A 14138-nucleotide genomic window follows, 5' to 3' on the forward strand; every position below is an offset into this window, starting at 1 on the left:
AACGCGCCAAACTGGCCGAGGCCGAACAGGCCCTGGGCAAACTGGCCGAGCAGCATGCGCGAATTGCCAGTCTGTAACGGCAAATCGCACTGAAAAGGGAGGCCCATGTGGCCTCCCTTTTTTATTCCTGCAAAACCTCGAGCCCCCTGTGGGAGCGAGCCTGCTCGCGAAAGCGCTGAGTCAGCCGACAAATCTGCCGGATGTGCAACCGCCTTCGCGAGCAGGCTCGCTCCCACAGTTTGAACGGTGTTGCCTTCAGATGTGGGACAATACCCGCCACTTTCAGCCATACCCGAATCGACCACGCCCATGACCGCCCCCCGCACACCCAAACCTGCGCGCAAGAAGCCTGACGCCGCGTCCCCGAGCAAAGCCGTCGAGCCGCGCGAGAAGGCCAGCCTGCATCCGCGCAATCGCCATCAGGGTCGTTACGACTTTCCGGCACTGATCAAGACCACGCCGGAACTGGCCAAGTACGTGATCACCAACCCGTACGGCAAGGAAAGCATCGACTTCGCCAGCCCCGACGCGGTTCGTGTGTTCAATCGGGCGCTGCTCAAGGCGTTCTACGGTATTCAACATTGGGATATCCCGGCGGACTATCTGTGCCCTCCGGTTCCGGGGCGTGCCGACTATGTGCACTTTCTCGCCGACCTGCTGGCGAGCATGAACGACGGCAAGGTGCCGCGCGGCGCGATCGTCAATGTGCTGGACATCGGTATGGGCGCCAACTGCGTTTATCCGCTGATCGGCAACAGCGAATATCGCTGGCACTTCCTCGGCTCGGAGATCGACCCGACAGCCGTGGCGGCGGCGCGAGCCATCGTGCAATCCAATGATCTGAGCAAAGTGATCCAGCTGCGCCAGCAGGAAAACCGCAAGCACATCCTCATCGGCTTGCTGGAGCCGGGCGAGCGTTTCGACCTGACCATGTGCAACCCGCCGTTCCACGCTTCGATGGAAGAAGCGACCAAGGGCAGCGAGCGCAAGTGGCGCGCCTTGGGCAAGGCCGACCCGAAACGCAAGCTGCCGGTGCTGAACTTCGGCGGGCAATCGGCGGAGCTGTGGTGTGAAGGCGGTGAAGCGCGCTTCGTGACGCAGTTGATTGCCGAGAGCGCGAACTTTCAGCACAAGGTGTTGTGGTTCAGCACCCTGGTGTCGAAGGCCTCGAACCTGCCGGCCATCGAGACGGCACTGAAGAAGGCCGGCGTACTGGAAAGCCAGGTCGTGGAGATGTCGCAGGGGCAGAAGCAGAGCCGCTTTGTCGCCTGGACCTTCCAGACCAAGTCCGAGCAGCAGATCTGGCGGCGTGAGCGCTGGGTGCGCTAAGACACAGCGGATTACCTTGTGGGAGCGAGCCTGCTCGCGAAGGCGGTGGGTCAGTCGATATTGAAGCTGACTGACACGCCGCCTTCGCGAGCAGGCTCGCTCCCACATTGGCCCTGCGGTTCAGTCGCCAAATCACAGACACAAAAAAACCGTGCCCCGGATCACTCCGAAGCACGGTTTTTTTTTATCGCTGCGTCTTACTTGTTCACAGCGTCGGTCAGGCCTTTGGCCACAACCAGCTTGATCACTTTCTTGGCAGGGATTTCGATGGCAGCGCCAGTCGAAGGGTTACGGCCGGTGCGGGCAGGACGCTCGGTCACTTTCAGCTTGCCGATACCTGGCAAGGTGATTTCGCCGCCGTTTTCCAGCTGATCGGCAACGATTTGGCCCAGTTGGTCCAGAGCGTTACGCGCGGTGGTTTTCGGCGCGTCGATAGCTTCAGCGATGTCGGCGATCAGTTGGTCTTTAGTAAGAGCCATGTAGTGTTCCTTCCCTATCAAATTCATATGGATTGCAGAGTGCAGTGTCAGCCATCGAGCCCGATCTTCTGGATCTGGCACCCTCGGCGATAACCACGACGAGTCGGGTTATAGATGCCGAAATCAGGGTTTGGTTCGACCTGACAAATGCTGAATGCACGCTTAACGCAGTGACTTCGCGTAAGACCGGGCAAAACTAGCACAGCGACAAGGAAATATCCGCCTCTAGCTACCCATTTGGTCAGCTTTATTGCGCTAAATCGGTAAAAAACCGCATAAGGCCGGCCCCTTGCCCCGGTTTCAGCCTTCAACCCCCTGTAGGAGCTGCCGAAGGCTGCGATCTTTTGACTTTGTTTTTTTCAAAAACAAGATCAAAAGATCGCAAGCTTCGGTAGCTCCTGCACAGAGCCTCAGATAGAGATTCGGGTACACTGAGCGCTTTTTCGGGGGAGCCTGCCCTCCTCCCTTCCAACAGCCGAGAAGCCCATGCCGATCCGTCATTGCATCGTCCACCTGATCGACAAAAAACCCGACGGCACGCCCGCAGTTCTGCATGCCCGTGACTCCGAACTGGCCGAGTCCGCAGCCATCGAAAACATGCTCGCCGACCTCAACGAAAGCTACAACGCCAAACAGGGCAAAGCCTGGGGCCTGTTCCATCCGGAATCCGGCGCGTTCCCCTTCAGCGGCTGGCTGAAGGAGTACATGGAAGGCGGCCGTGACTTCACCGCGTTCAGTAAAGTGGCGGTCGAGCATCTGCAGAAGCTGATGGAGGAATCCAACCTGTCGGTGGGTGGCCATGTGCTGTTTGCCCACTATCAGCAAGGCATGACCGACTACCTGGCAATCGCCCTGCTGCACCACAGCGAAGGCGTGGCGGTAACCGACGAGCTCGACGTGACGCCTTCGCGCCATCTCGACCTCGGCCAATTGCATCTGGCAGCGCGGATCAACGTTTCCGAGTGGCAGAACAACAAGCAGTCCAAGCAGTACATCTCGTTCATCAAGGGCAAGAATGGCAAGAAGGTCTCGGAGTACTTCCGCGACTTCATCGGCTGCCAGGAAGGCGTCGACGGCCCCGGCGAGACGCGCACACTGCTCAAGGCCTTCAGCGACTTTGTCGAGAGCGAAGACCTGCCGGAAGACTCGGCCCGCGAGAAAACCAAAACGCTGGTCGACTACGCCAGCAGCCAGGCCAAGCTCGGCGAACCGATGGGTCTTGAGGAACTGTCAGAGCTGATCGACGAAGAACGCCCGAAGGCCTTCTACGACCACATCCGCAACAAGGACTATGGCCTGTCGCCGGAGATCCCGGCGGACAAACGTACCCTCAACCAATTCCGCCGCTTTACCGGCCGCGCCGAAGGCCTGTCGATCAGCTTCGAAGCGCACCTGCTGGGTTCGAAGATCGAGTACGACGAAGAGAACGGCACCCTGATCATCAAAGGCCTGCCGACTTCGCTGACCGATCAGTTGAAGCGGCGTAACTGATGCTCGGCAATGTGCTGAAAAAAGTCGCCCTGGTATTGCTGGTGGTCGTGGTCTATCAGAACTGGGGCAAGATCGAGCGGGTGTTCAATCCCGCGCAAATGGTCTCGCCGCAGACCCGGGCGCAAGCCAACGTCGTGCTCTATGCCACCGACTGGTGCGGCTACTGCAAACAGACCAAACGCTTTCTCGACAGCAAGGGCATACCGTTCAAGGAGGTCGACATCGAGAAGGATGCCGATGCGCGCCAGGCGTATGAGGCACTGGGTGGGCGCGGGATTCCGCTGATCGATGTGAACGGCACGTTGATTCGCGGATTTGATCCAGACGAAATCCTCGCTGCCCTGAAATAGTCCACTGTGGGAGCGAGCCTGCTCGCGAAAGCGCTGCATCAGCCAACGATAATGTTGAATGATCCATCGTCTTCGCGAGCAGGCTCGCTCCCACAGGTTTTGCAGCTGACTGGATAAATCAGCGCGCTTCGATACGGAACCCAAAACGCGGAAAGTGCACATGCACCACGCCGCCACGTTCGTCTTCACGGCGAATGATCAGCTCTTCACTGCCAGCAAACAGCAGCTCGCCCACCACCGGATCAACGCCGTAATCGATAGCGGCAATTGCCACTTGCTGGCCGGCCTTGAAGCCGTTCGGATCGACGAACCGCTCATCCGGCAATGCCGCTGGCGTCGCGTTATGCGCGACCTCCAATGCCTCGGCGGAAGACATCTCGCTCGCTGCGCCATGGCCGAACCCCAGCACCCGACCCAGCCACGCCGCGACCGCCGGATATTCATCCACCAGCGGCGCCGTGACGTGGGTCGCCTTGAGGAACCACAGCGGATGCGCCAACGCGAAGTCGGCAATCGACGGTTCGCCAAAGAGGAAGTCACCCTGTTCGCGCTGCAACTGTTGCTCCAGCCGCGCCATGATCGTCGGCCACTGATGCTTGGCCTGCTCGGCGGACAGACGCGTGGCGCTGCCACCGCTGAACAAACCGGCGCGGTCGGCCAGGAAGGCCTTGATCGCTTCCGGCGGCAATTTGCCGAAACGCACCGCCACCGATTCCGGCTGGAACACTAGGCTCACGGCGTGCTGGAACACCACCGAATCGGCCCACGCGGCAAAACTGGCGCTGGTCATTTCCTGGCCCTCGGGGAAGAACGCCGGCAGGGCTTTTTCCTGTTCCAGGCGTCGAGCGATCAGTGCGGTGTCGCAATAGATGTCAGCACCGATCTGCAACACTGGAGTCTTGCGGTAGCCACCGGTCAACGCGGTCAGATCCGGCTTTGGCATCACCGGGGAAATATGCACCGAACGCCAGGACAGGCCTTTGAAACCCAGCAGCAGGCGGGCCTTCTCGGCGAATGGAGAGGTCGGGTAATGGTGCAGAATCAACTCAGACATGCTCGGCTCCGCCGCTCAGATAGTGAGCCCGCAGCTTAGCGTGCATTGGATTAGCAGCCTACAGATCTGCCTGATGGGAACCAATCAGTCAGATTGATAAGACGCGACGAGGCATTCCTTGGCGCTTTTGCGCAGCTTCTTGATCAGCCGTTCCTGGCGCAGAGCATCGCTTTTGTCGCGGCACAGTTCGGTGTAGACCAGCGCCATCGCCGGGCTGGAAAGAAAGAACCGCGCGCCCTTGCCGCTCTGGTGCTTGGCAAAACGACGCACCGGGTCGTCGCTGATCCCGCAGTACAAGGAGCCATTGGCGGCACGCACGAGGTAGACGAACCAGGATTTGCTCGCTGGTTCGGCAGCGTCGACGGATTGTTCGCTAAGACTGGTCACTTCGGGATCTGAACGTGTAGGAAAACAGGCGGCGATCTTATCAGCGCCCGGCCTGAAATGCCTTCAGTCCCTTGCGCGCCTGGGCACGTACGGCGTTGCGCACCAGCGGTGTCCAGCCCAGCAGCAGACCTTTGAAACCCAGCGCTTGCCGCGACCAGCGCCACATATCGAAGTGATCGTGGTGCTCGCAGATCTTGCCGTCCCGGAAGACGAAGCGCGCCTGGATATCATTGACCACGACATTGCCGGTCTGGCTGAACAGGTAAGTCGCCACCCAATGCGTGCCGCCGGTGCGCTCGTCGGCGCGGACGTTGTCGAAGGTCAGGGAAAAATCCTTGGCGCGGGTAGTCAGCATGCGCCACATGTCGCCGGCATCGCGACCGCGCAACTCACCGAAGGCCGGATCGCTGAAGACCACGTCATCGGTATAGCAGGCGGCCATGGCTTCGGCATCGAGGCGCTGGAAGGCCTGGTAGAAGCGAGTGATCAGGGCGCTGTGGGCTTCGCTCAAGGCAATCTCCAAAGAAAGATATACAGATTGCCAGCACCATAATCTGCCGCGCGCAGAAACACTATCGGCAATACGCAAAACCCTTGTGGGAGCGAGCCTGCTCGCGAAGGCAATTCAACATTCAACACCTTTGTTGACCGAACACCGCTTTCGCGAGCAGGCTCGCTCCCACATTTGCAACCAGTGCATTCAGAGCTTTTCGCTTTGCACCTGCACATACAACGCACGCCCTGCGCCCAGCCCGGCAATGATCGCACCGGCGCCGATAATGCCGAAAATCCAGCCCAGCGCATTCCAGCCGCCGGTCCAGTCATGCACCACGCCCACGGCGAATGGCCCCATCGACGCCAACGTGTAGCCAAAGCCCTGAGACATGCTCGACAGGTTCGCCGCGACGTGGGAATCGCGCGAACGCAGCACGATCAGGGTCAACGCCAGACTAAACGTGCCGCCCTGCCCCAGTCCGAGCAGAATCGCCCAGCCCCACAGACCTTCGATCGGTGCGTACAGGCAGCCGAACAGGCCGGCCAGGGTCAGCGCCATGACCACCACGATCGCCAGACGCTGATCCTTGCCACGGGTCGCCAGCCACGGCGCGGCCAGCGAACTGGCCAGTTGAATGATCACCGAACCGGACAGCACCAATCCGGCCTGAGTCGGTGTCAGCCCGCGACCGATGAGGATCGACGGCAACCAGCCAAACACGATGTAGGCCAGCGACGATTGCAGGCCCATGTACAAGGTCACCTGCCAGGCCAGCGGATCACGCAGCAACCCGCGCACGCGATAGGCGACGTTGTGTGCGCCATGTTTGGAGCCGACTTGTGGCAGCCAGAAAACCGCCGCCACCAATGCGGGAATCACCCAGAAGCCCAGGCCCATCGCCCAGCTGTTGTCGAAGTGTTCACTCAGCGGCACGGTCGAACCCGCCGCCATCGCTGCGCCCAGGCACAGCGCCATGGTGTAGACGCCGGTCATGGTCCCGGCGTGCTTGGCGAAGTCGCGTTTGACGATGCCCGGCAGCAGCACGCCGACGATGCCAATGCTGGCGCCGCCAAGGACGCTGCCGGCGAACAGGCCGATCTCGCCGAAATTGCTGCGCAGGATGATGCCGCCGGCCAGCGTCAGCAAAATCCCCAGCACCACGCGCTCAGCACCGAAACGCCGCGCCAGAATCGGCGCCAGCGGCGCAAACAAACCCAGACAAAGCACCGGCAACGTGGTCAGCAATCCCGCCTGCGCCGCAGATAATCCGAGACTCCTGGAGACCTCGCTGAGCAAGGGCGCCATGCTCGACAACGCCGGGCGCAGGTTCAGCGCTACCAGAATCAGCCCGAGCAGCAGCAACCATGGACGTTTTACCAACGGATGGCTTTGCTGCACCTGCTCGTCATCAGCCTCGGCATCGATCAGCAGCTCTTCAAGTTCTGGGGAGCGTTTCGACGCTGTGGATAACTCACTGCGGGACATGGATTTCTCGGTTTCAAGGTTCATTGATCAACTGCCTCGACAAGGCTTTGGCCCGTTCCGGGTCGCGTTGCTCGACCGCATCGAGCAAGTCGATGTGCAGATCGAACACTTCCTGACGGCGCGGGGAGATATTCAGGGTCTGGCGCAATTGCGCGCCGACGATGCTGGAGAAATAGCGATACAGCTCGCTGAGGGTCGGGTTGTGCGCGGCGTCGACCAGGCGGCGATGGAACACCAGATCGCAGGCGATATAAGTGTCGAGATCGCCGTGATAATGGCTGCCGCTGGTGCCGAGCGCTTCACGCAGCGCCGCCAGATCCTCATCGGTACGACGCAACGCCGCCAGGCCGATGGCCTCGACTTCAAGGATGTGCCGGGTCTCCCGGGCCTGCTCCAGCGAACAGCGGGACAACGCTTTAAGTGTGTCGAGCGGGTCGACCAGCGCACGAAGATAACTGCCGTCGCCTTGGCGAATTTCGATCAATCCCGAGAACGCCAGAACACGCATCGCCTCACGCACCGTGTTGCGGCTGATGCCCAGCTCGGCGCACAGCTCAGGCTCGGTCGGCAGCCGCTCGCCGATCTGCCACGCACCGCTGTTGATGCGCTGACGCAGTTGATCCAAAGCCTGATCGACCAGGGACCGCTTGATCAAAGGGGAAATGTCGGACATGAACCTCACCTTTTCATCCAATCATAGGATGAATTTTCCGACATGTTAGTCAGACCCATGTAGGACGGCAACCACCTAGGGTCAATCGGAGACACATGGAGCGGCATTTTCGATTGGTCAAAATTACCCTTTAAGGGTAATTTCAGGGACAGGGTTTTGGCTTCTTATGGAAAAGAACACACCCCATTACGACTTGGCGGTGATCAAGGCGGATGTCAGGAGATTAGGCTGGAGGGCATTCACACACTCAGCGAGGAGAACCGGTTCCGATATGGAGCTGACACTTGCAGACATGCAGGAAGTCGTCTTCATGCTGCAGCGCAACATGCTCTACAAGTCGATGACGACCTATGACAACCACCGTATCTGGCAGGACGTCTATCACATCAATTCACATGGTCTGGAGATTTACATAAACGTGTCCTATCACTACGACAGACGCCCGCCGGTGATCTCCTTCAAGGAGAACAATTCATGAATACGCAACAGTGTCTCAGTTGCGGCGCCTCTGAAGGCATGGTGCATTTCGAAGGTCGAGGCGAAACGTTGAGCGTCAAAGGCATGGAGCGCCGCGTTGACCATCTTTCGGGTTGGGAGTGCCAGAAGTGCGGAGAAATCGAACTCGATGAAGTGTGCGGGCAGCGCTACTCGGACGCATGCGATGAGCTCGTTATCGCCAGCAGAAAAATGATTGGCAACGAGATGAAAAAGATTCGTCGCAAATTGCACCTGACGCAAAAAGAGACGGTGCAACTGCTGTCTGGAGGGGGGCATAACGCATTCTCTCGCTATGAGCGGGGCGAGGTATTGCCGCCCAAGCCGCTGATACTGTTAATGCGCTTATTGGAGCGCTACCCGCACTTGCTAACCGATGTGAAGACTTTCGGCGAAGGTGCAGATTTGAGAGGTTTCGAGCACATTGTTCACAAAGAACACGAATCCCTTTCCGTCTCCTGACCCCCAGAAAAACAAACCCGGCACATGGCCGGGTTGCTTTTTACTCATCTACCATCAATGCAAAATCTGACTCAAGAACAACTTGGTCCGATCATTCTGCGGATTGTCGAAGAAGTCATTCGGCGCGGCCTGCTCAACGATTTCGCCCTTGTCCATGAAGATCACGCGGTTGGCCACGGTGCGGGCAAAGCCCATTTCGTGGGTCACGCAGAGCATGGTCATGCCGTCTTCGGCCAGACCGATCATGGTGTCGAGCACTTCCTTCACCATCTCCGGATCGAGTGCCGAAGTCGGTTCGTCGAACAGCATGATTTTCGGCTTCATGCACAGGGCGCGGGCGATCGCCACACGCTGCTGCTGACCACCGGACAGCTGACCCGGATACTTGTGCGCCTGCTCCGGAATGCGTACGCGTTCCAGATAATGCATGGCGATTTCTTCGGCCTTGCGCTTGGGCATCTTGCGCACCCACATCGGCGCCAGTGTGCAGTTCTGCAGAATGGTCAGGTGCGGGAACAGGTTGAAGTGCTGGAACACCATGCCGACTTCGCGACGGATCGCTTCGATCTGCTTGAGGTCGTTGGTCAGTTCCACGCCATCGACGACGATGCGGCCCTGCTGGTGTTCTTCCAGACGATTCAAGCAACGGATCGTGGTCGATTTACCGGAACCCGATGGGCCGCACAACACGATGCGCTCGCCCTGTTTGACGTTGAGGTTGATGTCCTTGAGTACGTGAAACTGGCCGTACCACTTGTTCACGCCCTGCATCTGGATGATGCCTTCCGAACCCACAGGCTTTTTGATTGCTTCGCTCATTTACAGAGAACTCCTAACGCTTGTGGCCAGTGTCGAGCTTGCGTTCCAGATGCATGGAATAGCGCGACATACCAAAACAGAAAATCCAGAACACGAGTGCGGCGAACACGTAGCCTTCGGTGGCCATGCCCAGCCATTTCGGGTCGGCGGCGGCTTGCTTGACGCTGTTGAGCAGGTCAAACAGACCGATGATGATCACCAGGCTGGTGTCCTTGAACAGCGCAATGAACGTGTTGACGATGCCCGGGATCACCAGCTTCAGGGCTTGCGGCAGAATCACCAGACCCATCGAACGCCAGTAACCGAGGCCCATCGCTGCAGCCGCTTCGTACTGCCCTTTGGGAATCGCTTGCAGCCCACCGCGCACCACTTCGGCGACGTAGGCCGACTGGAACAGGATCACGCCGATCAGCGCCCGCAGCAGCTTGTCGAAGTTCATGCCTTCGGGCAGGAACAGCGGCAGCATCACCGAGGACATGAACAACACCGTGATCAACGGCACGCCGCGCCAGAATTCGATGAAGGTCACGCAGACCACCCGAATCGCCGGCATGTTCGAACGCCGTCCCAGCGCCAGCACAATGCCCAGCGGCAATGCTCCGGCGATGCCGACGGTGGCAATCACCAGGGTCAGCATCAGGCCGCCCCACTGGCTGGTCGGCACGGTGGTCATTCCGAAACCGCCATGCAGCAGAGTGAAAGCGATGATCGGGTACAGCACCAGGAAACTCAGGCCATAGACCGCTTTACGCGGCATGCGCGAGATGAACAGCGGTGCTGCGCCAATGACCGCCAGCCACACGGTCAGGTCGACGCGCCAGCGCAGTTCGGTCGGGTAGTAACCGTACATGAACTGGCCGAAACGCTGCTGAATGAACACCCAGCAGGCGCCTTCCTTGGTGCAGTCGGCGCGGGTGGTGCCGACCCAGTTGGCGTCGACGATCGCCCAGCTGAGGATCGGTGGCACAACCAGGTAGATCAGGTAGAACGCAAACAGCGTCAGCAGGGTGTTGAGCCAGCTTGAGAACATGTTTGCGCGCATCCACGCCACCACGCCGATACTGCTGTTCGGTGGAGGCATGTCGGGTTTGAAAGTATGAGTACTCATGCGCTTTTCCTTACCGCTCGATCAGCGCAATGCGCTTGTTGTACCAGTTCATCAGCAGGGAAATGCTGATACTGATCGCCAGGTACACGCTCATGGTGATGGCAATCACTTCGATGGCCTGCCCGGTCTGGTTGAGCACGGTGCCGGCGAACAGCGAAACCATTTCCGGGTAACCGATACCGGCGGCCAGCGAGGAGTTCTTCGCAAGGTTCAGGTATTGGCTGGTCAGCGGCGGAATGATCACGCGCAGGGCTTGCGGAATGATCACTTTGCGCAGGGTCGGACCGTTGCGCAGGCCGAGCGAACGCGCCGCTTCGGTCTGGCCGTGGCTGACCGACTTGATCCCGGAACGCACGATTTCGGCGATGAACGCTGCGGTGTACACGGTGAGTGCGAGGGTCAACGCCAGCAGTTCCGGGATCAACACCCAGCCGCCGACAAAGTTGAAGCCCTTGAGCTCAGGCATTTCCCAGTGCAGCGGAGCGCCGAAGATCAACGCGCACAGGGTCGGGATCACCAGCGCAATCGCCAGGCCAGTCCAGAACTTGTGGAACGGTACGCCGGTTTCTTCGAAGCGCTTGTTGGCCCAGCGGCACATCAGGACGATGCCGACGATGGCCAGCACAATGCTCACCACGAATGCCCAGAAGCCGTCGGCTGCGAGTGCGGCCGGCATGTTCAGGCCACGGCTGCTGACGAAGAAGGTGTCGCCGAAGTTGTGGCTGTTGCGCGGCCCCGGCATGGTCAGGAACACCGCGAAGTACCAGAACAGGATCTGCAGCAGCGGCGGAATGTTGCGGAACACTTCCACATACACCGTCGCCAGTTTGGCGATGATCCAGTTCTGTGACAGCCGCGCTACACCAACGATGAAACCGAGAATCGTCGCCAGGATCACGCCGATAAAGGTCACCAACAAGGTGTTGAGCAGGCCGATGACAAACACCCGCGCGTAGCTGTCCGCTTCGGTGTAGTCGATCAGGGTTTGAGCGATGCCGAACCCGGCACTGCGCTCCAGAAAGCTGAAACCGGAGGTGATGCCCCGGTGCTGAAGGTTGGTTTGCGTATTGTCGAACAGGTACCAGCCAAGCGAGACCACCGCCACAACAGTGATGATCTGGAATAGCCACGCACGCACTCGTGGATCGCTGAGGCTGAGCCTCTGCTTTGGTGCGCCGATTGAATTTTGCATGAAGTGCCCCGGAAGAAATGGAACAAGAACATCACCCGGCGGTTGGCCCGCCGGGCGATAGAACCATTAGCGCACTGGTGGTGCGTACTGAATGCCGCCGTTGTTCCACAGGGCGTTCAGGCCACGGTCGATTTCCAGCGGAGTGCTCTTGCCGAGGTTTTTCTCGAAGATTTCGCCGTAGTTGCCGACTTGCTTGACGATCTGCACAACCCAGTCTTTCGGCAGTTTCAGGTCTTTGCCGTACTCGCCGTCTGCACCGAGCATACGGGCCACGTCCGGGTTCTTGGTGGACTTGGCTTCAGCTTCGACGTTCTTCGAAGTGATGCCGGCCTCTTCGGCATTGAGCAGCGCGTAGCCGACCCAACGCACGATCGCCAGCCACTCGTCGTCGCCGTTACGCACGACCGGGCCCAGTGGTTCCTTGGAAATGGTTTCCGGCAGAACTACGTAGTCCTTCGGCGAAGCCAGCTTGCTGCGCTGGGCGAACAGCTGGGACTTGTCGGAGGTCAGCACGTCGCAACGACCGGATTCCAGCGACTTGGCGCTTTCATCGGAGGTGTCGAAGGTGATCGGGGTGTATTTCAGACCGTTGCCACGGAAGTAGTCGGAAACGTTCAGTTCGGTGGTGGTACCGGCCTGGATGCAGATGGTCGCGCCGTCGAGCTCTTTGGCACTTTTCACGCCCAGCTTGTTGTTCACCAGGAAGCCGATGCCGTCGTAGTAGGTGATGAAGCCCGGGAATTTCAGGCCCATGCCCGCGTCACGGGAACTGGTCATGGTGGTGTTGCGCGACAGGATGTCGATCTCGCCGGACTGCAGCGCGGTGAAGCGCTCCTTGGCGTTCAACTGGCTGAACTTGACCTTGTTGGCGTCGCCGAAAACGGCTGCGGCCACAGCGCGGCAGACGTCGGCATCGATGCCGAGGATCTTGCCGGTCGCATCCGGTACCGAGAAGCCCGGCAGACCGTCGCTCACGCCACACTGCACGAAACCTTTTTTCTGTACCGCATCCAGGGTTGCACCCGCCTGAGCGAACCCGCTGACTCCGAGTACTGCTGCAGCAGTCACGACCGCCAGAGTGGATTTCAACATCTTCATTCAAACCTCCAGTTTTGCTCTTGTTGTGTCGGAGCTTGAGCCCTGTCGCACCCTTTTGAGGCGTTGTTGACCCGTGTTGGCTTTTTTTGGGGTCAACCGACGTAAGACCTTCGCTATGAGTCTAGTAGGAGAAAATCCACATCATGGATCACTCACTTCTCACCAATCGGCCGAACGGGCTGTAGCCCTTTCACATTCGCTAAGCCCGTAGCGGCCATTGGCGAACATCCATCACCGGATTCGTTGCTGTCCCATCGCGCGACGTAGACTGATAGTGTTACCGCCACGCGTAGGACGCTTCGTACGGAAACCTCCATAGCAAACGCCGTACCACACCGCTTGCCGAAGTCATTGCGCGACACGTCAATAGCTAAACTTGTAACCTTGCGACATCTTGTTAACGGATCAACCGGGCGCGCACTTCCATCACGCACTCAATGAGAGCGCCCGCACATTTTTGGAGCAGACATGACCGAGCCCTTGATTCTTCAGCCTGTTAAGCCCGCAGACGCCTGCGTGATCTGGCTGCACGGCCTCGGCGCCGACCGCTACGACTTCCTGCCGGTGGCCGAGGCGTTGCAGGAAAGTCTGTTGAGCACGCGCTTTGTGCTGCCGCAGGCACCGACCCGTCCAGTGACGATAAATGGCGGATATGCCATGCCCAGCTGGTATGACATCAAGGCCATGAGCCCGGCCCGGGCGATCGATCGCGACGAACTGGAAGCTTCGGCAGAGCGCATCATCGAGCTGATCGAAAACCAGCGCGCCAGCGGAATAGACGCCTCGCGGATTTTCCTTGCCGGGTTTTCGCAAGGCGGCGCGGTGGTATTGCATACCGCGTTCCTTAAATGGCAGGGACCGCTGGGCGGGGTGCTGGCGTTGTCGACGTACGCACCGACATTCAGCGACGAACTGGAGTTATCCGCCAGTCAGCAGCGTATTCCGGTGCTGTGTCTGCACGGGCAGTTCGATGGCGTGGTGCAGAACTCGATGGGGCGTACTGCCTATGAGCATTTGGTGAAGCATGGTGTCACCGTGACATGGCAGGAATACCCAATGGAGCACGAAGTGTTACCTGAAGAAATTCGCGACATCGGCGTCTGGTTGAGCGAACGCCTGCGCTGATTTGCGAGCAATGTCCGCCCATTGATCCCTCCTACTACGCCGCGCCCGATTCTTGCATTACACTGGCCGGCGTACATTCCTTAACCAACTGATGA

At 59.2% G+C, this 14138-nt stretch carries 16 protein-coding genes; 6 read left to right on the top strand and 10 right to left on the bottom strand.

What is annotated here, in order from left to right; translation table 11 throughout:
* The first annotated feature begins 309 nt into the window (after positions 1 to 309).
* Positions 310 to 1329 carry a 23S rRNA (adenine(1618)-N(6))-methyltransferase RlmF gene (rlmF, locus tag D6877_RS27990; protein WP_016771571.1) on the top strand — a complete coding sequence of 340 codons (1020 nt, stop codon included), beginning with the start codon at positions 310 to 312 and terminating at the stop codon, positions 1327 to 1329.
* Positions 1330 to 1526: 197 nt separating this feature from the next.
* Here the strand turns inward: rlmF and D6877_RS28000 are convergent, their stop codons facing one another.
* On the bottom strand, positions 1527 to 1808 hold the full coding sequence (locus tag D6877_RS28000) for an HU family DNA-binding protein (protein ID WP_003221909.1): 282 nt from the start codon (positions 1806 to 1808) through the stop codon (positions 1527 to 1529).
* A gap of 486 nt (positions 1809 to 2294) precedes the next feature.
* Here D6877_RS28000 and yejK point away from each other — a divergent pair, with 486 nt between their 5' ends.
* Positions 2295 to 3299: a nucleoid-associated protein YejK gene (gene yejK, locus D6877_RS28005; protein WP_039759184.1), complete on the top strand. Its 1005-nt coding sequence runs from the start codon at positions 2295 to 2297 to the stop codon at positions 3297 to 3299.
* Positions 3299 to 3649, top strand: a complete 351-nt coding sequence (locus tag D6877_RS28010; protein ID WP_130912779.1) for a glutaredoxin family protein — start codon at positions 3299 to 3301, stop codon at positions 3647 to 3649. Before yejK ends, D6877_RS28010 begins: the two co-directional genes overlap by 1 nt.
* A 118-nt stretch (positions 3650 to 3767) precedes the next feature.
* Here D6877_RS28010 and D6877_RS28015 read toward each other — a convergent pair whose 3' ends face one another.
* From D6877_RS28015 to D6877_RS28035, 5 genes are all read right to left on the bottom strand, one after another.
* Entirely contained in the window at positions 3768 to 4703 is a 936-nt protein-coding gene (locus D6877_RS28015) for a glutathione S-transferase family protein (protein WP_110600239.1), read from the bottom strand.
* Between the two features lie 84 nt (positions 4704 to 4787).
* The gene (locus D6877_RS28020) at positions 4788 to 5090 is read right to left on the bottom strand and encodes a GIY-YIG nuclease family protein (protein ID WP_130912780.1); all 303 of its coding nucleotides are present in this window, start codon (positions 5088 to 5090) and stop codon (positions 4788 to 4790) included.
* 40 nt (positions 5091 to 5130) lie between these two features.
* Positions 5131 to 5601, bottom strand: a complete 471-nt coding sequence (locus tag D6877_RS28025; protein WP_130912781.1) for a nuclear transport factor 2 family protein — start codon at positions 5599 to 5601, stop codon at positions 5131 to 5133.
* 189 nt (positions 5602 to 5790) lie between these two features.
* Positions 5791 to 7095 (bottom strand): CynX/NimT family MFS transporter, encoded by a 1305-nt coding sequence (locus tag D6877_RS28030; RefSeq protein ID WP_130912782.1) that lies wholly within the window; start codon positions 7093 to 7095, stop codon positions 5791 to 5793.
* On the bottom strand, positions 7085 to 7744 hold the full coding sequence (locus tag D6877_RS28035; protein WP_130912783.1) for a FadR/GntR family transcriptional regulator: 660 nt from the start codon (positions 7742 to 7744) through the stop codon (positions 7085 to 7087). The genes D6877_RS28030 and D6877_RS28035 overlap by 11 nt, the downstream gene beginning before the upstream one ends.
* 166 nt (positions 7745 to 7910) lie before the next feature.
* Here D6877_RS28035 and D6877_RS28040 point away from each other — a divergent pair, with 166 nt between their 5' ends.
* Both D6877_RS28040 and D6877_RS28045 read left to right on the top strand, forming a co-directional pair.
* Positions 7911 to 8222 (top strand): type II toxin-antitoxin system MqsR family toxin, encoded by a 312-nt coding sequence (locus D6877_RS28040; protein WP_130912784.1) that lies wholly within the window; start codon positions 7911 to 7913, stop codon positions 8220 to 8222.
* Positions 8219 to 8701, top strand: coding sequence for a type II toxin-antitoxin system MqsA family antitoxin (locus tag D6877_RS28045; protein ID WP_130912785.1), 483 nt, complete (start codon positions 8219 to 8221; stop codon positions 8699 to 8701). The genes D6877_RS28040 and D6877_RS28045 overlap by 4 nt, the downstream gene beginning before the upstream one ends.
* A 54-nt stretch (positions 8702 to 8755) precedes the next feature.
* Here the strand turns inward: D6877_RS28045 and D6877_RS28050 are convergent, their stop codons facing one another.
* From D6877_RS28050 to D6877_RS28065, 4 genes are all read right to left on the bottom strand, one after another.
* On the bottom strand, positions 8756 to 9520 hold the full coding sequence (locus tag D6877_RS28050) for an amino acid ABC transporter ATP-binding protein (RefSeq protein WP_130912786.1): 765 nt from the start codon (positions 9518 to 9520) through the stop codon (positions 8756 to 8758).
* Positions 9521 to 9533: 13 nt separating this feature from the next.
* The gene (locus tag D6877_RS28055; protein ID WP_130912787.1) at positions 9534 to 10628 is read right to left on the bottom strand and encodes an amino acid ABC transporter permease; all 1095 of its coding nucleotides are present in this window, start codon (positions 10626 to 10628) and stop codon (positions 9534 to 9536) included.
* Between the two features lie 10 nt (positions 10629 to 10638).
* Complete coding sequence (locus D6877_RS28060) at positions 10639 to 11820, bottom strand: amino acid ABC transporter permease (protein ID WP_024011692.1); 1182 nt, start codon at positions 11818 to 11820, stop codon at positions 10639 to 10641.
* Between the two features lie 66 nt (positions 11821 to 11886).
* Positions 11887 to 12918 carry an amino acid ABC transporter substrate-binding protein gene (locus D6877_RS28065; protein WP_016771583.1) on the bottom strand — a complete coding sequence of 344 codons (1032 nt, stop codon included), beginning with the start codon at positions 12916 to 12918 and terminating at the stop codon, positions 11887 to 11889.
* Between the two features lie 468 nt (positions 12919 to 13386).
* Between D6877_RS28065 and D6877_RS28070 the strand changes: the two genes are divergently transcribed.
* The gene (locus D6877_RS28070; protein WP_130912788.1) at positions 13387 to 14043 is read left to right on the top strand and encodes an alpha/beta fold hydrolase; all 657 of its coding nucleotides are present in this window, start codon (positions 13387 to 13389) and stop codon (positions 14041 to 14043) included.
* Positions 14044 to 14138 lie beyond the last annotated feature (95 nt).

Origin of the sequence: Pseudomonas sp. Sample_9, assembly GCF_004307535.1 — a bacterium.
Lineage (GTDB): Bacteria > Pseudomonadota > Gammaproteobacteria > Pseudomonadales > Pseudomonadaceae > Aquipseudomonas > Aquipseudomonas mercuritolerans.